Source organism: Rhodanobacter sp. A1T4, from assembly GCF_014207185.1.
GTDB lineage: Bacteria > Pseudomonadota > Gammaproteobacteria > Xanthomonadales > Rhodanobacteraceae > Rhodanobacter.
Genome location: NZ_JACHCP010000005.1, coordinates 265,547 through 283,991 on the forward strand (window position 1 = coordinate 265,547; position 18,445 = coordinate 283,991).

Here is an 18,445-nt window from a genome sequence, read left to right on the forward strand (position 1 = left end):
GCAAGGCAGGATTTAGAGGGCGTCGGCGTCGAGTTCGCCGGTTCGGATGCGGATGACTTGTTCGATGGTGCTGATGAATATCTTGCCGTCACCCACGCTGCCAGTTTTCGCCGACTGCTGAACGGCTTCCAGCACCGTATCGAGCAACTCGTCGGCAATCACCACCTCGAGCTTGAGCTTGGGCAGAAAGTCCACGACGTATTCCGCGCCGCGGTAGAGTTCGGTGTGGCCTTTCTGCCGTCCGAAGCCGCGTACTTCGCTCACCGTAATGCCACTGACACCGGCATTGGTCAACGCCTCACGCACTTCGTCCAGCTTGTAAGGCCGGATGATGCAGCTGATCAATTTCATGCCTATCTCCAGACGTTGATGCCGCCGTGTTTACCCACTGCGGCTGGTAAATACCTCTTCAAAAAGCTGGTGGTTCAAAAGTACCTTAATTAAAAATTTTCGATTCAAAATGATTTGCTGAGCGTGAGAATCCCGGTGGTACGACCGACGAAATGTCCATCGGCGTTGGTGTAAGCGCTGCGTTTGGCATTGGTGTCGTAGTAGCCGAGGCCAATCGAATAGCCATTGGGCCAGGCGCGCGTCACGCCCACCCTCCAGTCGGTATAGGAAAAACCCGGCGTGTTCGAAACATCCTGATGCCCGACATGCGAGTTCAAGGTCCAACCGGGACTGAACTCGTAGTTGTAGGACAGATCCACATAGCCGCTGTTCTTGCTATCCGGGAAGCCGAACAGGTTCGTGAGCGCGTACGAGTACTTCAGCGCAATACCTTCCCAGGTCAGCGACGCATAGGCTTCCGTCGTGTACGGACGGGTGAAGTCCGATGGATAGGTACCGGGGTAGTAGTACGTGTACAGACCGACGTCATAAGCCCAGTCAGGACTCAGATTGCCGCGATAGCCGGTGTAGATATCGATTTCCAGGCTGCTGGAAATGCGCGCTTCTGGCGTTGACGCATCGGACAACCAGCTGATGTTGCTGCCCCAGATGCCGACATACCAGCCGCTGGCATCGTCGTACTCGACACCCGGCTGGAACGCCGGTTTGCGATTGGTTTGCGACAGGCCGCGGAACAGATAATCGTTCGTTGCCGTCACGCTGCCGACGAACTTGTCGGCAGGCGCTTCAGGTGCATCATCCGCCAGCGCAGCCATCGGATCGCTCAACATCACCGCACTTGCAAGCAGCCACTGCGTCGTTCGCCTCATCGGGTTGCTCCTAGGCTTATGTATGAAACGCAGATCGCATGGACGTCTGGACGTCCATAACTTACCGCGACTTTGACAAAGTCGACAAGGCGATCCGCCTGATGTGGCTTACGCATCGGCAACGAAATAGCTTCGGCGGTGCTAGCGCGACCACACGGGAAAACGAAGTTTTGATGATTCGACAAGGGGTTTTGTTCGACGAAAACTGCCAAGGCGCTGGCGACTTGTCGTAAAAGCACCACTGCAATCCCGGGCACCGTCCACTATGCAAGCGACGGCATGTTCAACGGGACGATGGCTCAACAGTCGGCGCGGCAAAACCGGACAGACGCGGTTCCATCGCAGCGCGACAATGCACCAATAGTTGACTGAGATCCCTGCGGCGAGAGATTTTCGAACGCTGCTGGCGCGTCAATCGACGCTGCCGCACAGGACGTTGCAAACCTTGCTGACGACTTGATCCTGCCTCAGTTTTTTGTGCATTGCAATACTGTGACGCAATTATTTTCGACTTATTTTGCTTTGGGCCTATACGCCTGCATGCCTGGACCGGCATTGAAGTTGCCGTCACTACAACGGCGGCGGCGACGGCTTGGCAAGATGAATAGCACGTTTAACCTTGGCGCATCGCAGCACGCGTTTGGCCAGCAATATCGCCCTGTGGCGGCCGCGTTTGGACAGATTTCGCGAAGCGCTTGCACCTAAGCTAGGCTGCCTTGTCTGCGGCCGCGCCGCGTCATCGAAGGCTCGCTTCTCTTGACTGATTTGATCCACGTTATCTTGCTTGGCATCATCGAAGGCATCACCGAATTTCTGCCCATTTCCAGCACCGGCCATCTACTGATCGCGGAGAAATTCGGGCTGGGCGCGCGATCGGATCTGTTCAACGTCGGCATCCAGGCGGGCGCGATTCTCGCGATCACTTTCATTTACTGGAAGCGCATCTGGCAGCTGTTTTCGCAGTGGCGCGAACCGACCAATCGCGATTATCTGCTGAAGCTGATCGTGAGTTTTCTCATCACCTCAGTGCTTGGCGCCATCATCGTGGTGCACTTTCACTTCAAGCTGCCTGAGACGATAACGCCCGTCGCTTGGGCGCTGGTGATCGGTGGCGTGTGGATGATCGTGGCCGAACAAATCGCGGCGCGGCAGGTCGATCGCACACAGGTGACCTGGCGTGTAGCGATTCTGGTTGGCATGGCGCAGATGGTCGCTGGCGTCTTTCCCGGCACCTCACGTTCGGGCGCAACCATCTTTACGGCGATGCTGGCCGGTACCAGCAATCGCGCCGCCGCCACCGAGTTCGCGTTTCTGGTGGGTATCCCGACCATGTACGCGGCAACCGGCTACGAGCTGCTGAAAGTGCTGAAGGATGGCAGCGCCGCGAATGAAAACTGGAACGCGTTGATCGTCGGCTTCGCGGTATCACTGATCGTCGGCTTTGTCGCAGTGAAGTGGTTGCTTGGCTATATCCGCAGTCATCGCTTCACCGCGTTTGCGATTTACCGCATCGTGCTGGGCCTGGCGCTGCTCTTGCTGGTGCCGGCGGGCGGCTGATAGCGCCTGCTGCCGGTGGCTCAGGCCGCGGCGGCGATTCGCTCGATCTCTTTCGTCGCAGCATCCGCGGCTAGCCGCGCATTGAGCAGACACTGCGGTTCGCAAGTGCGCTGGAACAGCTCGCTGACCCATTCGATGAATGCCTGCACGCGCGCGGACAGATGGCGCTTCTGCGGGTAGACGATCCACAGCGGTGAGCCGGTGGAAATCGTATCGGTCATCACGATTTCCAGCTCGCCCTTGGCCAACGCGGCCGCGGCCAGACAGTGCGGTACCTGGATGATGCCCAGGCCGGCGACCGCCGCCTGGATCACCGACTCGCCGTCGTTGATCAGCATATGCGCATCGATATCCAATTCGACCCGACCGCTCGGCGTGTCGAACTGCCATTGATACGCCTTGCCGGTACTCGGAAAAACGTAGTTGATGCAATGGTGCTGGCGCAGATCGTCAATCGTATTCGGCACTCCATATCGAGCCAGATAGGAGGGCGCAGCGAGCAGCACGTTGTTGAAGTGGCCAAGCTTGCGCGCGATCAGGCTGGAATCTTCCAGCACGCCCATGCGGATGGCGCAATCGTAGCCTTCCTCGTTGAGATCGAACGGGTAATCGCACATCGCCAGTTCGAGCCGGATATCCGGATAGCGCGCCTCGAACTCGACCAGATTCGGAATCAGCGCGGAGCGACCAATCGCCGAATGAGCGGCGACGCGCAGCTTACCCACCGGATGGATGCGCGCGTGGCCTAGGGCTTCGGTCGCTTCGGCGAGATCGGCCAGGATTTCCTTGCAGCGGGCATGGAATGACGCACCGTCGTCGGTCAGCCGCAGCGATCGCGTCGAACGGGACAACAGTCGGGTGCCGAGCTGGGTTTCCAACCGGGCCACAGCACGACTGACCCCGGAAGGCGTCATGCCCAACTGGCTGGCGGCAGCGGCAAAACTCTTGGCTTCGACCACGCGAACGAAGGTCGATATGGCTGAAAAGTCTTCCATAGCGCGGTTTTCCCGTTGATTCGTGATTCTGGCTCACGAGTGTAGTGCCTGATGAACGGATTATCTATACCGCCTGGTACACCTATTCTCCCCAGCCTTCGCTGACGGCCCTGCCGTCTGCGCCCTGTTCTGGAGATTGATGATGTCAACGAACCACACCAAGAAGCGCTGGATTCCCCTCGCGCTGGCCATTGCGCTGGTCATCGGCAGCTGGGCAGTGCTCGGCGAACACGGCCAGAGCCACGCCGAGAGCAACAGCGCGCCACCAGCGCCATCAGTCACCGTCGCCCAGACCCTGGTACGCACCATCAGCGATGCCGATGAGTTCACCGGCCGCCTGCAGGCCGTCGATACGATTCAACTGCGGCCCCGCGTCAGCGGTTATGTCGATAGTGTGCAGTTCACCGAAGGTGCGCTGGTGAAGAAAGGCCAGCTGCTGTTCCAGATCGACCCTCGCCCGTATCAGGCTGAAGTCGATCGGCTACAGGCCAACCTGGGCCAGGCGCGTGCCGAACTGGTGCTGGCCGATGCCAACGCCCAACGTGCGCAGAAACTGCTCGATCAGCATGCGGTGTCGCGCGAAGAAGCCGACCGCATGAGCACAGCTTCGCAAAGCGCGAAGGGACAGGTTGCCGCGGATAGCGCTGCGCTGGAGACCGCGCGCCTCAATCGCGAGTTCACCGAGATACGTGCGCCGATCGACGGCCGCGTCAGCAATGCGCTGATTACCGCAGGCAACCTGGTCACGCCGAACGACGTGTTGACCAGTGTGGTCAGCGTCAATCCGGTTTATGCGTATTTCGATGTCGACGAACACAGCTACCTCAAACTCGATCGCCTGCGTCGCGAGCATGGTGCAGCTCCCCAGATCGCGATGGCGCTGGCTGATGAAACCGGCTTCCCGCACGACGGCCACATCGATTTCGTCGACAACCAGCTGAGCGCGGCCAGCGGCACGATCCGTTTGCGCGCCGTATTCGACAACACAGATGCCAGCTTCACCCCCGGGCTCTACGTGCACATGCAGCTACGCAGCGAGAGCAAACAGCCGCGTGCGTTGATCGACGACCGCGCTGTTGGCACTGATCTCGGCAACAAGTTTGTCTACGTACTCGACAAGGATCGTAAGGTCGACTACCGCAAGATCACCACCGGTCCGCTGCTCGACGGTTTGCGCGTGGTGACCGATGGCCTGAGCGCCAGCGATGTAGTGGTCGTGAACGGTCTGCAGCACGTGCGCCCCGGCATGGAAGTGAACCCAACCAAGGTCGCCATGGCGACCCGCAGTCTCGACCCCAACGCCAATCAACTGGCGAGTGGCGGCGGCGGCAGCGCACCCAAAGGCAATGCGCTGACCAGCGCGCAGGACTGATCCGATGAAACTCGCTCAATATTTTGTGGATCGACCGATCCTCGCCGGCGTGCTGTCGATGCTGTTGCTGATCGCCGGCACCATCTCGCTATTCCAGCTGCCGATCGGCGAATACCCCGAAGTGGTACCGCCGACCGTGGTGGTACACGCCAGCTACCCGGGCGCCAATCCGAAAGTGATCGGCGAGACCGTCGCCACGCCGCTCGAAGAACAGATGAACGGCGTCGAAGGCATGCTCTACACCGCCTCGCAATCGACCAGCGACGGCGCCATGACGCTCACCGTAACATTCGCACTGGGCACCAATCTCGACGATGCCCAGGTGCAGGTGCAAAACCGTGTGGCGCAGGCACTGCCGCGGCTGCCGGAAGAAGTGCAACGGCTCGGTGTGACGACACAGAAAAGCTCACCCGACCTCACCATGGTCGTGCATCTGATCTCGCCGAATCAGCGCTACGACATGCTGTACCTGTCGAACTATGCGCGCCTGCACATCAAGGATCAGCTGGCCCGCCTCGACGGTGTCGGCGACGTGCAGATTTTTGGCGCCGGCGAATACAGCATGCGCGTATGGCTGGACCCGCAACGCCTGGCCAACCGTGGCCTGACCACCGGCGATATCGTGCACGCGATCAATGAGCAAAACGTCGAAGTGGCGGCCGGCGCACTGAATGCATCGCCCGGCCCGAACAACAACGCCTTTCAGCTCAACATCAATACCCAGGGCCGACTGGTCACCGAGGACGAGTTCCTCAAGATCGTCGTGCGCACCGATCCGAACGGCGGAGTGACTTACCTGCGCGATGTTGCGCGAGTGGAACTGGGCTCCAACAATTATGCGCTGCGCAGCCTGCTCAACAACAAGCCGGCGGTGGCGGTACCGATCTTCGCGCGGCCGGGCTCCAACGCCATCCACATTTCCGACGAAGTGCGCAGCACGATGGCGCAATTGAAGAAGGATTTCCCGCAAGGCGTCGACTACAAGATCGTCTACGATCCGACCGTGTTCGTGCGCGGCTCGATCGAGGCGGTGGTGCACACGCTGTTTGAGGCGATCGTACTGGTCGTGCTGGTCGTGATCCTGTTCCTGCAGACCTGGCGTGCCTCGATCATCCCGCTGGTAGCCGTACCGGTGTCGCTGGTGGGTACGTTCGCGGTCATGCATCTGGCCGGCTTTTCACTCAACGCGCTGTCGCTGTTCGGACTGGTGCTGGCGATCGGCATTGTGGTGGATGACGCCATCGTGGTGGTGGAAAACGTCGAACGGCATATCGAGCATGGCCTATCGCCAAAGGACGCCACGCGTCAGGCGATGAAGGAAGTCACCGGCCCGATCGTGGCGACCGCCTTGGTGCTGTGCGCTGTGTTTGTGCCGGCGGCGTTTATCAGCGGCCTGACCGGTGAGTTCTATCGTCAGTTTGCCTTGACCATCGCAATCTCCACCGTGATCTCGGCATTCAACTCGCTGACCCTGAGCCCGGCACTATCCGCCTTGTTGCTGAAAGAGCGTGGCGCACCCAAGGACGCGCTGAGCCGCGGTATCGATCGTTCGTTTGGATGGCTATTCCGTCCGTTCAATCGCTTCTTCGTGCGCAGTGCCAACGGCTACGTCGCTGGCGTGCAGCGGGTGCTGCGTGCCGGTTCGGTGGCGCTGATTCTTTACGGCGGCCTGGTGCTACTTGGCCTGTTCGGCTTTGCCAAGGTACCAACCGGTTTCGTGCCGGCACAGGACAAGCAGTACCTGGTGTCATTCGCCCAGCTGCCGGACGCCGCCTCGCTGGATCGTTCCGAAGCCGTGATTCGTCGGATGAGTGACATCGCGCTGCAGCAACCGGGCGTGGAGAGTGCCGTTGAATTTCCCGGCCTCTCGATCAACGGTTTCACCAACAGCACCAACTCCGGCATTGTCTTCGTCACATTGAAACCGTTCGAGGAGAGGCGCGATGCCTCGCTCTCGGCCGGCGCGATCACGGCAGCGCTGCAACAGAAATATGCAGCGATCCAGGAGGCATACATCGCGATCTTCCCGCCGCCACCGGTCAACGGTCTGGGCACCATCGGCGGCTTCCGCCTGCAGGTGGAGGATCGCGGCGACCAGGGTTTCGAGGAACTGTACAAGCAGACCCAGAACCTCATAACGGCAAGCCAGAAGGAGCCGGCACTGGCCGGGCTGTTCTCCAGCTATCAGGTGAGCGTGCCGCAGATCGATGCCGACGTGGATCGCGAGAAGGCCAAGGCCGAAGGTATCGATCTGAGTGACGTCTACCAGACCATGCAGGCCTATCTCGGCTCGCTCTATGTCAACGACTTCAATCGTTTCGGTCGCACGTACCAGGTGAATGTCTCGGCCGAGCCCGGCTTCCGGCATGAGCCGCAGGACATCACCCAGCTGAAGACGCGCAATGCCAAGGGCGACATGGTGCCGTTGGGTTCGTTCGTCAGCGTGCGCCAGAGCGTAGGCCCGGATCGTGTACAGCATTACAACGGTTTCCCGACCGCTGAAATCAACGGCGGCGCAGCACCGGGCTACAGCTCGGGCCAGGCGCAGGATGCGATGGAGCGGCTGGCCAAGGCCAACCTGCCGAATGGCATGTCGTTCGAGTGGACCGAGCTGACCTATCAGCAGATTCTCGCCGGTAATACCGCGGTGCTGGTCTTCCCGCTGTCGGTGCTGCTGGTATTTCTAGTGCTCGCCTCGTTGTACGAAAGCCTGACCCTGCCGCTGGCCGTGATCATGATCGTACCGATGGTATTGCTGTCCGCGATTACCGGCGTGTGGCTGAGCGGTGGCGACAACAATATCTTCACCCAGATCGGCCTGATCGTGCTGGTAGGCCTGGCGTGCAAGAACGCGATCCTGATTGTGGAGTTTGCCCGCGAGGCGCAGATCCTCGAAGGGTTGGATCGCGTACAGGCCGTACTGGAAGCCGCCCGGCTGCGGCTACGCCCGATCCTGATGACCTCGTTCGCGTTCATCATGGGCGTAGTACCGCTGGTGTTGTCGCACGGCGCCGGTGCGGAGATGCGTCACGCAATGGGTGTGGCGGTGTTCTCCGGCATGCTCGGCGTCACCTTCTTCGGCCTGTTGTTCACGCCACTGTTCTACGTGCTGATCCGCCGCTGGAGCGAGAACAGCGCCGCACGCCGGGCCGCGCGCAAGGCAAGCCACGTCGCGCTGCCGGCACCCGCTTTCGAGGAACACTAAGATGACTTCCCTTTACCGTTTGAGTGCGCTCGCGAGCGCACTGCTCCTCGCCGGCTGCATCACGGTTGGGCCGGACTATAAACACCCGGTCGAGAAGCCGGTCACGCTGCAGGGTGTCGATGCTGCACAGCAGTCGCCGATCAATTTCCAGGCGAACTGGTGGGCACAGTTCCACGACACCACGCTGGATGCGTTGATTACGCGTGCCGCCAAAAACAGTCCGGATCTGAAAATCGCGCTGGCGCGGCTCAACCAGTCACGCGCACTGCTCGGTACCGCACGCTCCCAGCAGCTGCCGGATATCGAGGCGCAGACCAGCTACTCGCGCAGCCGCGAACAGCAGCCCGGCTTCACCACCGGTCGCGAGACCATCACCAACTATCAGGCCGGCTTTGATGCCAGCTGGGAGCTGGATCTGTTCGGCGGCGTGCGTCGTTCCGTCGAGGCCGCACGCGCTGATAGCCAAGCGGGTGAAGCCTCGCTGCAAGACGCGCAGGTGACGCTGTTTGCCGAGGTGGCCCGGCACTACTTCGACTTACGCGGCACCCAGCTGCGGCTCGACGTGGCAAGGCGCGACATCGACAACCAGCGTGACTCGCTGAAACTGATCAAGAGCCGCGCCGATGTCGGCACCGGCTCTGATCAGGACGTCGCCAGCGCCCGCGCGCGGCTAGCCGCCGTGGAAGCACAATTGCCCGTACTGGAGACTCAGGCGCAAGCTGACACCTTCCGTCTCGCCGTGTTGCTGGGCGAACGCCCGGGCGAACTGGATATCGATCTTTCACCGAAGACCTTTCATCCGATCGATACCTCGCTGCCGATCGGCAACGCCGGTGATGTGTTGGCGCGCCGGCCCGATATCCGCGTCGCGGAACGCGAGCTCGCGGCAGCGAATGCCCGTATCGGTGTGGCCAAGGCAGACTGGTTCCCGCATATCTCGTTGGGTGGCTTTGTCGGCTTTCTTGCCGGACGCAGCAATGATTTCGGTGGCGCCGAATCGCGTGCATGGTCGGTGGCGCCCAGCATCAGCTGGGCCGGCCTCAATGTGCAGCGCGTGCGCTCCGGCGTAAAGGCCAGCGAGGCGCGTGCCGATGAGGCGAAAGCGAACTATCAGCGCACCGTGCTCGGCGCACTGGAAGACGTCGACAATGCACTGGTCGGCTACAACCAGCAGCGCGTGCGCGTGCAGAAGCTCGACGAACAGGCCACTCAGAGCACCCGCGCCGCCGAGCTGGCACGCATTCGCTACGAAGCCGGCGCGACCGACTATCTGGAGCTGCTCGACGCCCAGCGCACGCAGCTGAGCGCCGAGGACCAACTGGCCGAAGCCGAAGCCGGTATCAACCTGCAAGCCATCGCGTTGTACAAGGCACTCGGTGGCGGTTGGCAGGCCTGTGCCGACGAGCATTGCGATGCGCTGGTCAGCGCGCCATGAACACCGCGCCTTCGCCGGCGCGCAGGAAGTCGCAGCGCGCCTCTTCGCTCTTCGCCGCCCCACCGCTGGCGCAGCAGATTGCGCTGGTCAGCGGCGCCAACCGTGGACTGGGTCTCGAGATCGTGCGGCAGCTGGCGGCCACCGGCATGACCGTGCTGCTGGGCAGTCGTGAACTGGCGCTCGGCGAAAGCGCCGCGCGCCGGCTGCGTACTGATGGTGCGGACGTAACGGCGATCAAGCTCGACGTTACACATCAGAAAGACATCGATGCCGCCGCGCGATATCTCGAAAACACCTATGGACGTCTGGACGTCCTCGTCAACAATGCCGGCTCCTACTACGACATGGGCGAGCTACCTTCATCGATCGACATTGACACCGTTCACGCTGCGCTCGACACCAACCTGCTTGGCGCATGGCGGCTGAGTGAGGCGATGCTGCCACTGATGCGACCGTTCGGCTTTGGCCGCATCGTCAATCTGTCCAGCGGCTGTGCCTCGAGCACGATCGACGGCGAATGCTGCCCGGCCTATCGCGTCTCGAAGGCCGCGTTGAATAGCTACACCCGTGCGCTGGCAGCGGAGCTGACTGGCAGCGGGATTCTGGTCAATGCGGTGTGTCCTGGCTGGACCAATACGGAGATGGGCGGCGCCGGCGGAAGACCGGCCAGCGCAAGCGCGCAAGGCGTCGTCTGGGCTGCATGCCTGCCAGGGAGATCGTCGACGACCGGCGGCTTTTTCCGCGACGGCGAAATCATTCCGTGGTGAACAGCTAGCCCTTGCCGAACCCGCTGTGTTGTGAATACAGCGCATGCCAACGGCGGTCGACGTAAACGAAGATGTCGGAGGAACGCACGCCCTGCTGCGGCCCCGACGCCGGGTCGTAGAACGACAGGATCGCGGTGTCGCCGTGGAGCACCACGCTCTTGCCCGACGGATGCGCCTTGATCCACGCCTCGACCGTGCGGCGCTCGATGTCCGAGCCACGGTTCTTCGCCGCATGCGCCACGATGGCGGACTTCGGATGTGCCACGCCATCGGTACCGACCGAACGGTAGTCGGGCAGCAGAAGATCATCCAGATACGCGGTGTCACCGCTCTCTTCCGCCTCCAGCCAGTGTTGGTCAACCGCGATCACCGCTGCCTCGTTCCTGGCGGTTTCGTCCGCTGTGCTCGCATACGCGTCGGAAGTCGCCACGAACGCACTCATGATTCCCATCGTCGTCGCGGCAAGACATGCCATGCCGATCCTGAAGAGGTATTGCTTGCGCATCTTGCTGTCCTCGTCCGCGGCGACATAGCCGCCCGTGCAGCCTGCAGGGTGTGACCGTGGACCGCATCGTTCCTGTGACGACCACCTGCGATGGCGTGACAAGCGGTCGATATGCTCCTGCCAGCGGTGTGACCGAGGCGGCTGTGTGGCCACGTCGGATCAATGCATCATCCGGCATCCATCTCCGCGACTTTCCAGCCATCTGCGTGCGTACTCGTGCCGCTTGTCACAACCACGATGCCGATCGTCACAAGATCGGTGACGGCGATGAGCGCCCGTGCCAGCCTGCGCGAATCATCCACATCGACGCCATCGTCCGAACGGATAGATGCCGGGCGTGCGGCAAGCAGGAGACCGACATGCGATTGCCGCTCACTCTGGTGATCCTCGCAGCCACGAGCATGCTCGCTGGCGCGGCCGGCATGACGAATGAATTGGCACCGCTGGCCTGGTTCGTCGGCGCATGGCAGGGCGCCGGCCAGTTCTCCAACGGCAGGCCGATCCATTCCCGCGAGACCTTCAGCACCGAAATGGGCGGCCACTGGCTGCATATGCAGCACGCGGACACACCGCCGGATCGCTACGCCGCGGACGAATGGTGGGGCTATGACCGCGCCACCAGGCAGTTCGTAATGACCGTGTTCGACAACACCGGCGGCGTGCGCCACTACGTTTCTTCCGGCTGGACCGGCACCACGCTGAGCCTGCAGAACACTGCGACCAGCGGCTACATCGATCGCTTCGTGCTCCGGCGTAGCGGCGATGCGCAATACCGGGTCAGTTATGCGCGCCTCGACGGCAGCGGTACCTGGCAGACGGGCGATGAACTCACCTGCCGCCGCGATGCGGGGCCACCCGCTTGAATCTGCGGACACGCGAACACCGTCCCGTGCCGGCGTACCTTCCGGCACATCCGTCTGACGGCCGGCGCTGGCACACTGCGCAGATGAACGTGGCGAAAGCAACGACCATCGTCGGCGAAGATCAGGTACCCGGCGACAACCGCTCGCAGCGACTCCGGAACTGGGCGCTGGCCTTCGGTTTCTGGACGCTGCTGGCGCTGTCCTACGCACTGAGTTCGGGGTTGTCCTCGCTCAGCGAAGGACGCGATGCCGCCTGGTTGCGCGGGCTGATCTGGAACCTCGCCGACTTCTGGCTGTGGATGCTGCTGGCGGCCGGGATCGGCTGGCTCGGGCGACGTACGGCGGGCTTCGGCGGGCCGCGCCTACTGGCTGTGCATGTGCCTCTCAGTCTCGGCGTCGCGCTGGCGCAGACCCTGCTGCAGTTGCTGATCTTCTGGACCCTATGCGGCCCGGGCAAGATGCCGGTGGATACGTTCGGTGGCTTCATCCATACGGAGTTCGCCTACAAGTTCCAGCAAGGACTGGTGACCTACTGGGTGATCCTGGTGGTGCTACGCGGGATGGAATCGCGCCGGCACCTGCGCGACGAACGCCTGCGTCGTACACAATTGGAGACGCAATTGGCGCAGTCGCAACTGCAGGCGTTGCGCATGCAGTTGCAACCGCACTTTCTGTTCAACACGCTCAACGCCATTTCAGCGCTGGCGTTGGCCGATCCGCTGCAGGCACGACTGATGATCGCCAGGCTCAGCGATTTTCTGCGCCTCACGCTGGAGGAATGCCATGCACCGCAGGTGCCACTGTCGCGCGAGCTGGAATTCCTCGCGTGCTACCTCGGCATCCAGCAGGTGCGCTTCCAGGACCGGCTGAGCACACAGCTGGACGTGGACGACGACACCCTGGACGCGGCGGTACCGAACCTGATCCTGCAGCCACTGGTGGAGAACGCGCTGCGCCACGGCCTGCAGAACAAGCCCGGCGCCGGCATCCTGCGCATTTCCACGCGACGTGCCGGCGACCAGTTACAGCTGCGCGTGGACGACGACGGTCTCGGCCTGCCGCCGGAAGGCACGCCGGAAGGCATCGGCCTGGGCAATACGCGTTCACGCCTGCACATGCTGTTCGGTAACGCCGCGCGACTCGAACTCACACCGTTGGCCGGCGGCGGCGTGCGCGTCGAGGTACACCTGCCCTTTGTCGTGCACATCGCATCATGACGCCACGCCTGCGCGCCGTGTTGGTCGACGATGAGGTGCTGGCACGCCTCGCGTTACGCCAGGCATTGGCGTCGCATGCCGAAGTGGAGATCGTCGGCGAATGCGGCAATGCCGGCGAGGCGATGCAGGCGGTGCTTGCATTACGCCCGGACCTGCTGTTCCTCGACATCCAGATGCCGGGCATGGACGGCTTCGAGTTGCTGCACGAACTGGCACCCGATTGCTTGCCACTGGTGGTGTTCGCCACTGCCTTTGCCGAACACGCGCTGCGGGCATTCGACGCCAGGGCCGTGGACTATGTGCTCAAGCCGATCGAGCAGGCACGTTTCGACCAGGCGATGGCACGCGTCAACCAACACTGGCAGGGGCTGCACGCGCCACACGCCCACCCCGAACCCGCCGCCGTGACGGGCGTGGATGATTACGCGCAACGGATCAGCGTGCGCTACGGCGAACATATCCGGGTGATCAGCACGGCCGACATCGACTGGATCCGTGCCGACGGCAACTATGTGCACCTCCATGTCGGCAACGCCCGCTTCCTGCACCGCGATACGCTGCGCCACCTGCTGGCGACGCTGGACCCGACGCGTTTCCTGCGCATCCACCGCGGCATCATGGTCAACCTCGATCGCGTGGCCGAAGTCCATCCGCTGTTCCAGGGCAATGCCGAAGTGGTGCTGCGCGATGGCACGCGGCTCCATCTCAGTCGGCGCTTCCGCACCCATGCGCGACGTGCACTTGGCATGGCTTGATCCGTCGGTTGACTTCATTGGCCGTTCGAGCATCCCTGCCGACCACTCGTCACGCCCGATATACCGAACATCACAAAGCTGGCGCGGCGAACCTCGATCGGCTGCAGGCTTCTTGGAGCCTGTTGGCAGCCAATATTCCCTGGAGATCGTGATGCCCCCCCGTTGCCGTGTTGTCGCTACCGCCGCTTTTTTCGCTTCGATCTTTTGCCTGAGTAGTTCATCGGCCTATGCCGATTCGACCGCTGCGTATTTAAGCCCCAACCTCAAGGTGGGAGAACGTCTGTCCGATGTGTTTTCCAAAACCGTCTCGATAAAGGGAACGGGATTCAATGAGAAGGTCGATCGCATAAGCGGTAGCGCCGACGATAGGGTGACCGGCGTAACGCCGGAGGCCTTCATCTTCGATGAGGAGGATCGTTATGACGGGCATCCAGCCAGTGGCGTAGTCCACGATGTCAAGACACTTCAGGACGGCATCACCCATTGCTACAAGGGCAAGTGTGCTGTCGACAGCGAAACCAGCGGGATGACCTTCAATCCTTTGTTGTGGGGCAAGGCACCGGACGACATCCGCGTAGGAACGACCTGGACGGTCACCATCCCCAGGCCCTGGGAAATCGGACCGGCCGGCACCGAGCAGGTGCAGGTGGTTCGCGTCGACCCGCTCAATGATGTCATCACGCTGACCCGCAATGGCAGTGGTAGCGGCCCGTCATCCGACGATCAGTACCGCCAGCAGAATGGAGAACCGATGCAGATCACCACCACGGCCGGAAAGACAATCGACGTGTCGGTGATCCCCGGAAAGACCACCTGGCGCGGCTACACCACGATATGCAAGGGTGTCATTGTGAGCGATGAAATCATGGTGCAGCGACACGTGACGCTGGTGTCCAAGGGCGGCGACAAATTCGAGGGCGAGCAGCGCTCCTATACCTTGCTCAACCTGTCACAAGACACGATCTAATCGTTGTCGGCCACCAATACGCGGAAACGGGATCAAGCCTTGCGCTTCGGCATCGAGCAAAAGCCCGATTAGATACGTCACTTGAGAAGCCATGCCCCATGAGCCGCATCCCCGCCATCGCCTGTTCGTTCTGCCTTGCGGCCGTTGTTCTCTGTTTCGCCTCGTCGCACGCGTCCGCCAGCGCTGCGTCTATCGCGGCGCTCGCACCGATCACGCTCGACGGCATCATCCATCCGGACAGCGACGACACCGTCGCCTTCACTCCTGACGGCAATACGGTGTTCTTCGACCGCAGCAATGGGCCGCACAAGACCATCATGGTCGCGCACAAGGTCAACGGTCACTGGTCGAAGCCGCAAATCGCGGGCTTTTCAGGCCACTGGTTCGACCAGGATCCGGTCGTCTCGCCGGACGGTTCGTACCTGTTGTTCAATTCCGACCGACCAACGACGCCTGGCGGCCAGCCGCTGACGCAGGACTACTTTGTCGGCGGCAACGCGCCGGGCAGCAACATCTGGAAAGTGGAGCGCAAGGGCAATGCGGGGGGGACCCCGGTGTGGTTGGGGCCGGTCATCAATGACGATCCCTTCGTCGATTTTGCGAGCATCGCGACCGACGGGACCTTGTATTTCATCCGTTGGGACAAGAAAGCGCGGGCAATGCATATCTGGCGCTCGCTGTATCGCAACGGCAGCTACCTACCTGCCGTGCGCGCCGGCCTGGGCGATCCCGACGTCTCCACCCATGATCCCGCGATCGCGCCCGACCAGTCATTCATCGTGTTCGACTACGGTAAGACCAAGGGCGGCCTCGGCCGCCTGTGCATCGCCTTCAGGCAAGGCGATGCACAGGAGCCGCCCCATCGACCTTGGCGATGTCATCAACAAGGATCTGCCGTGGGGTGCGCATGTCTCGACCAACGGCAATGCGGTCTATGTCACCGGCCAGTCGGGCATCTGGCGACTTTCGCTTGCCGGGTGGCTGAAGCAACCCGCATCGGACACGGCGAAGCGGTAACGGCCCTCAACGCTGCACCATTACCGCAAACCAGCCCCAGCCACGAATGCGCTCGGTGATCAACTTGACGCTGGTCAACATCGGCACCGCCAGCAATGCGCCGGGAATACCCCAGAGCCAGCCCCATACCAGCAGCCAGAGCAGAATCGCGATCGGGCTGACGCGCATGCGCCGGCCCAGCACCATCGGCGTAATCAGGTTGCCTTCGACGATGGTGAAGCCGATGAAACACAGTGCCGGCAGCATCGCCTGACCAAGCTGATCGAAGTGCACCAGTCCAACCATCATCAAAATCGTGGTGGTGGTGATCGCACCGACATACGGAATGTAATTGGCCATCATCGCCACCGTGCCCCACAGCAGCGGGTCGGGCATCTTCAGCCACCACAACATGGTCGCCGTAAATAGTCCCAGGCTCAGGTTGATCAGCGAGGTGGTGAGAATGTAGCGCGACACCTCGGTCTGGATGCTGCGCACGATGACCACGGCATGTCGCTTGGCCTGAAAGTCAGGAACGATTTCCACCAGCCGCCGCAGCAAGGTGTCGCCGAACACCAGGAAAAAGAACACCAGCAGGGTGACCGTGAGCATCGCAGCGATCACGGCCGGGGTCTCGGCCAGAACATCCCACGTACTGATGGAGACCGTGGCCGTTGCCGCGGCTGGATGAGCGCGCGACGGCGGCCCGTTCACCAGATTCTGCGTGGCACGATTGGCCATCTCGAAGGGTGCGGTGATGTTTCTGAACTTGGGCAGCAGCTCTTTCATCGTGGCCGGCGCGCCCTGGATCCAGCCCATCGCCGGCTGTGCCACTTTGCTTACGCCAAAACCAATCGTGCCCACCAGCGCCATCATCAACACGCTGGCGCAGAGCCAGCGCGGCAGGCCACGGCGGGAGCCAGCGGCCACGATCGGGTTCAACGCCAGCCCCAGAAACGCTGCCAGCACCAGCGGTATCAGCAACGACTTGGTCAACGTGACGGTATACAGCAACGCCAGCAACAGCATGCTGTTCAAGATCACGCGGATCGCACGCAAGTGCCGCAGCGTGCCGTGCGTCGCCTGCAATCCGCGACCGTGCGCGCCTGACGCCTCGTCATCGGCATCTGCCGTTTCGCTACCGAGCGGCAGCGGAACAGCGTCTTTACGATCGCTGATGATCGCGGCGCGCGTTGGCAGATGGCCCGGTTCCTTCATAGCGGCACGCCGATGAGCTAAATTCGATGGATCGAAAACAAGATAAGCGATGACGGCATGGTTGACGGTTGCCTAAGCGAAGTCTGCGTCATCGCCAGGGTCATGATGATTGACCACTATTGGTATCCGGTGCCACCGTATCGTCTGAATTGGTCTTGTCTGAATCAGTTCTGCCTGAATCTGCGCCGCCGCCCAACCCGAACGCACCCAGTTCGGAAACCAGGCGCGTACCGTAAGCCACCGCTTCTGCCAGACCGCCGCCGAGCAGTGAACCCAGCCCGGGAATACGCAGCGGATGCACGTTGAGGGTACCCAGCACGAATCCGGCGCCGGCCGCCGTGCCGACGGTCGTCAGTGGATAGCGATGACCGCGCGCCAGCAACGCGGCTGCCGGTGGGCTCATTTCCTGCCGTGCCAGATTCATCTCCAGCTTGGCGGCGCGCACTCTGGCAAGCTGGCTGAACAAGCTCATGCACGGTCTCCCTTGGTGCGATCTGTCTCGACGTGTGCGGCGCGCTCGGCATCGATTTCGCGCCTAGCCTTGCTCATGGTATCGCGCATCATCTCATTCCACTCGCCGCGTGTGACCGGCAGACTCATCCAGTGCATGCAGCGGCGAAACAGCAGGAGCGAACCGGCCAGAAACAGTGCCTGCAAAACACACAGACCCAACAATGCCAGCACCCACGAGCCAAACCACTTCGCCAGCAGCAAACCGACAAACGCAAGCAGGCTCAGACCCAGTCCCACGCCTGCAACGGTAGCTGCCAAACCAGCCAGCAACATCCACGACACAGCGCTGCGTGCAAGCCCAAGCTCGGCAGCCAGCAAATGCAACTGGGCACCGAAAAGATGTTTTATCGCACGGCCCAACTGGCCAAGTTCGGCCACCAGCCCAGATGGCAACGGCGCCGTTTCCGGCGCCGCTGTTCCGGGGGTAGGTTCTGATTGCTGCATTCCCTGAGCCCCTATCAAGCCTGCGTGATCAACGACGCAGAATACGACCGAGCAACCAGCCAGCGCCAAGCGCGATGGCGACGGACTGCACCGGTTTCTCGCGAACATAGTCGCGCGCCTGCTCCAACCATGCGTCGGCGCGATCCAGCGTTTGGTCATAGACCTCACGACCGCGCTCGCCAATCTCGACCGCTTTATCGGTAGTGCGGTTGGCGGCATCGGCCACCTTGTCAGTGGCGCGGTGCAGACCTTCTTCGACCGTGTCGGCGGCGCGATCCACGGCATCCTTGGTGCTGGCCACGGCATTGGAGGTCGCCTGCTTGATGCGCTCGGCGCTCTCGTCGATGCGGTTGCCAACCAGTTCTTCGGGGGTTTGTACGTGCTTGTTCATGGGAAGCTCCATTGAGGACTGACGA

At 61.8% G+C, this 18,445-nt stretch carries 18 protein-coding genes; 10 read left to right on the forward strand and 8 right to left on the reverse strand.

All coding sequences use genetic code 11. The annotated features are described in order from the left end of the window. Positions 1–12: 12 nt before the first annotated feature. On the reverse strand, positions 13–351 hold the full coding sequence (locus HDE80_RS11995) for a P-II family nitrogen regulator (protein ID WP_184600040.1): 339 nt from the start codon (positions 349–351) through the stop codon (positions 13–15). A gap of 104 nt (positions 352–455) precedes the next feature. Next, positions 456–1,220 carry a TorF family putative porin gene (locus HDE80_RS12000; protein WP_184671149.1) on the reverse strand — a complete coding sequence of 255 codons (765 nt, stop codon included), beginning with the start codon at positions 1,218–1,220 and terminating at the stop codon, positions 456–458. A gap of 756 nt (positions 1,221–1,976) precedes the next feature. Between HDE80_RS12000 and HDE80_RS12005 the strand changes: the two genes are divergently transcribed. Then, positions 1,977–2,777 (forward strand): undecaprenyl-diphosphate phosphatase, encoded by an 801-nt coding sequence (locus HDE80_RS12005; protein ID WP_184671151.1) that lies wholly within the window; start codon positions 1,977–1,979, stop codon positions 2,775–2,777. Between the two features lie 20 nt (positions 2,778–2,797). Here the strand turns inward: HDE80_RS12005 and HDE80_RS12010 are convergent, their stop codons facing one another. After that, positions 2,798–3,772, reverse strand: a complete 975-nt coding sequence (locus HDE80_RS12010; RefSeq protein ID WP_184671152.1) for a LysR family transcriptional regulator — start codon at positions 3,770–3,772, stop codon at positions 2,798–2,800. A gap of 142 nt (positions 3,773–3,914) precedes the next feature. Here HDE80_RS12010 and HDE80_RS12015 point away from each other — a divergent pair, with 142 nt between their 5' ends. From HDE80_RS12015 to HDE80_RS12030, 4 genes are read left to right on the forward strand one after another with little or no spacing between them, the layout of a single operon-like run. Next, positions 3,915–5,144, forward strand: coding sequence for an efflux RND transporter periplasmic adaptor subunit (locus HDE80_RS12015; RefSeq protein WP_184671154.1), 1,230 nt, complete (start codon positions 3,915–3,917; stop codon positions 5,142–5,144). 4 nt (positions 5,145–5,148) lie between these two features. Next, entirely contained in the window at positions 5,149–8,349 is a 3,201-nt protein-coding gene (locus tag HDE80_RS12020) for a multidrug efflux RND transporter permease subunit (RefSeq protein WP_184671156.1), read from the forward strand. 1 nt (position 8,350) lies between these two features. Further along, positions 8,351–9,784: a TolC family protein gene (locus HDE80_RS12025; protein WP_184671158.1), complete on the forward strand. Its 1,434-nt coding sequence runs from the start codon at positions 8,351–8,353 to the stop codon at positions 9,782–9,784. Next, positions 9,781–10,551, forward strand: a complete 771-nt coding sequence (locus HDE80_RS12030; protein ID WP_184671160.1) for an SDR family NAD(P)-dependent oxidoreductase — start codon at positions 9,781–9,783, stop codon at positions 10,549–10,551. Before HDE80_RS12025 ends, HDE80_RS12030 begins: the two co-directional genes overlap by 4 nt. 4 nt (positions 10,552–10,555) lie before the next feature. Here the strand turns inward: HDE80_RS12030 and HDE80_RS12035 are convergent, their stop codons facing one another. Beyond that, positions 10,556–10,993: a nuclear transport factor 2 family protein gene (locus HDE80_RS12035; RefSeq protein ID WP_255483717.1), complete on the reverse strand. Its 438-nt coding sequence runs from the start codon at positions 10,991–10,993 to the stop codon at positions 10,556–10,558. Between the two features lie 422 nt (positions 10,994–11,415). Here HDE80_RS12035 and HDE80_RS12040 point away from each other — a divergent pair, with 422 nt between their 5' ends. The 5 genes from HDE80_RS12040 (at position 11,416) to HDE80_RS12060 (ending at position 15,934) form a co-directional block, all read left to right on the forward strand. After that, positions 11,416–11,919 (forward strand): DUF1579 family protein, encoded by a 504-nt coding sequence (locus HDE80_RS12040; RefSeq protein ID WP_184671163.1) that lies wholly within the window; start codon positions 11,416–11,418, stop codon positions 11,917–11,919. Beyond that, positions 11,916–13,136 carry a histidine kinase gene (locus tag HDE80_RS12045; protein ID WP_255483718.1) on the forward strand — a complete coding sequence of 407 codons (1,221 nt, stop codon included), beginning with the start codon at positions 11,916–11,918 and terminating at the stop codon, positions 13,134–13,136. Before HDE80_RS12040 ends, HDE80_RS12045 begins: the two co-directional genes overlap by 4 nt. Further along, complete coding sequence (locus HDE80_RS12050; RefSeq protein WP_221437543.1) at positions 13,133–13,891, forward strand: LytTR family transcriptional regulator DNA-binding domain-containing protein; 759 nt, start codon at positions 13,133–13,135, stop codon at positions 13,889–13,891. The genes HDE80_RS12045 and HDE80_RS12050 overlap by 4 nt, the downstream gene beginning before the upstream one ends. Next, positions 13,863–14,858, forward strand: a complete 996-nt coding sequence (locus HDE80_RS12055) for a hypothetical protein (RefSeq protein WP_221437544.1) — start codon at positions 13,863–13,865, stop codon at positions 14,856–14,858. Before HDE80_RS12050 ends, HDE80_RS12055 begins: the two co-directional genes overlap by 29 nt. 98 nt (positions 14,859–14,956) lie before the next feature. Further along, complete coding sequence (locus HDE80_RS12060) at positions 14,957–15,934, forward strand: PD40 domain-containing protein (RefSeq protein ID WP_184671167.1); 978 nt, start codon at positions 14,957–14,959, stop codon at positions 15,932–15,934. On the opposite strand, the gene HDE80_RS12065 is transcribed toward HDE80_RS12060, so the two are convergent. From HDE80_RS12065 to HDE80_RS12080, 4 genes are all read right to left on the reverse strand, one after another. Then, positions 15,882–17,072: an AI-2E family transporter gene (locus HDE80_RS12065; RefSeq protein ID WP_184671168.1), complete on the reverse strand. Its 1,191-nt coding sequence runs from the start codon at positions 17,070–17,072 to the stop codon at positions 15,882–15,884. The two genes, HDE80_RS12060 and HDE80_RS12065, sit on opposite strands and share 53 nt — an antisense overlap. A gap of 100 nt (positions 17,073–17,172) precedes the next feature. Then, entirely contained in the window at positions 17,173–17,544 is a 372-nt protein-coding gene (locus tag HDE80_RS12070; protein ID WP_184671170.1) for a hypothetical protein, read from the reverse strand. Then, positions 17,541–18,029, reverse strand: a complete 489-nt coding sequence (locus tag HDE80_RS12075) for an ABC transporter ATP-binding protein (RefSeq protein ID WP_184600025.1) — start codon at positions 18,027–18,029, stop codon at positions 17,541–17,543. The genes HDE80_RS12070 and HDE80_RS12075 overlap by 4 nt, the downstream gene beginning before the upstream one ends. A 28-nt stretch (positions 18,030–18,057) precedes the next feature. Beyond that, a complete protein-coding gene (locus HDE80_RS12080; protein WP_184600024.1) occupies positions 18,058–18,420 on the reverse strand; it encodes a DUF883 family protein in 363 nt (120 codons plus the stop codon). Positions 18,421–18,445: the final 25 nt, after the last annotated feature.

What these genes read in the sequence shown, in the direction of transcription:
- HDE80_RS11995 (WP_184600040.1), bottom strand. Translation starts at nt 351, where the DNA reads ATGAAATTGATCAGCTGCATCATCCGGCCTTACAAGCTGGACGAAGTG.
- HDE80_RS12000 (WP_184671149.1), bottom strand. Translation starts at nt 1,220, where the DNA reads ATGAGGCGAACGACGCAGTGGCTGCTTGCAAGTGCGGTGATGTTGAGC.
- HDE80_RS12010 (WP_184671152.1), bottom strand. Translation starts at nt 3,772, where the DNA reads ATGGAAGACTTTTCAGCCATATCGACCTTCGTTCGCGTGGTCGAAGCC.
- HDE80_RS12015 (WP_184671154.1), top strand. Translation starts at nt 3,915, where the DNA reads ATGTCAACGAACCACACCAAGAAGCGCTGGATTCCCCTCGCGCTGGCC.
- HDE80_RS12020 (WP_184671156.1), top strand. Translation starts at nt 5,149, where the DNA reads ATGAAACTCGCTCAATATTTTGTGGATCGACCGATCCTCGCCGGCGTG.
- HDE80_RS12025 (WP_184671158.1), top strand. Translation starts at nt 8,351, where the DNA reads ATGACTTCCCTTTACCGTTTGAGTGCGCTCGCGAGCGCACTGCTCCTC.
- HDE80_RS12030 (WP_184671160.1), top strand. Translation starts at nt 9,781, where the DNA reads ATGAACACCGCGCCTTCGCCGGCGCGCAGGAAGTCGCAGCGCGCCTCT.
- HDE80_RS12035 (WP_255483717.1), bottom strand. Translation starts at nt 10,993, where the DNA reads ATGAGTGCGTTCGTGGCGACTTCCGACGCGTATGCGAGCACAGCGGAC.
- HDE80_RS12040 (WP_184671163.1), top strand. Translation starts at nt 11,416, where the DNA reads ATGCGATTGCCGCTCACTCTGGTGATCCTCGCAGCCACGAGCATGCTC.
- HDE80_RS12050 (WP_221437543.1), top strand. Translation starts at nt 13,133, where the DNA reads ATGACGCCACGCCTGCGCGCCGTGTTGGTCGACGATGAGGTGCTGGCA.
- HDE80_RS12055 (WP_221437544.1), top strand. Translation starts at nt 13,863, where the DNA reads ATGCGCGACGTGCACTTGGCATGGCTTGATCCGTCGGTTGACTTCATT.
- HDE80_RS12060 (WP_184671167.1), top strand. Translation starts at nt 14,957, where the DNA reads ATGAGCCGCATCCCCGCCATCGCCTGTTCGTTCTGCCTTGCGGCCGTT.
- HDE80_RS12065 (WP_184671168.1), bottom strand. Translation starts at nt 17,072, where the DNA reads ATGAAGGAACCGGGCCATCTGCCAACGCGCGCCGCGATCATCAGCGAT.
- HDE80_RS12070 (WP_184671170.1), bottom strand. Translation starts at nt 17,544, where the DNA reads ATGAGCTTGTTCAGCCAGCTTGCCAGAGTGCGCGCCGCCAAGCTGGAG.
- HDE80_RS12075 (WP_184600025.1), bottom strand. Translation starts at nt 18,029, where the DNA reads ATGCAGCAATCAGAACCTACCCCCGGAACAGCGGCGCCGGAAACGGCG.
- HDE80_RS12080 (WP_184600024.1), bottom strand. Translation starts at nt 18,420, where the DNA reads ATGAACAAGCACGTACAAACCCCCGAAGAACTGGTTGGCAACCGCATC.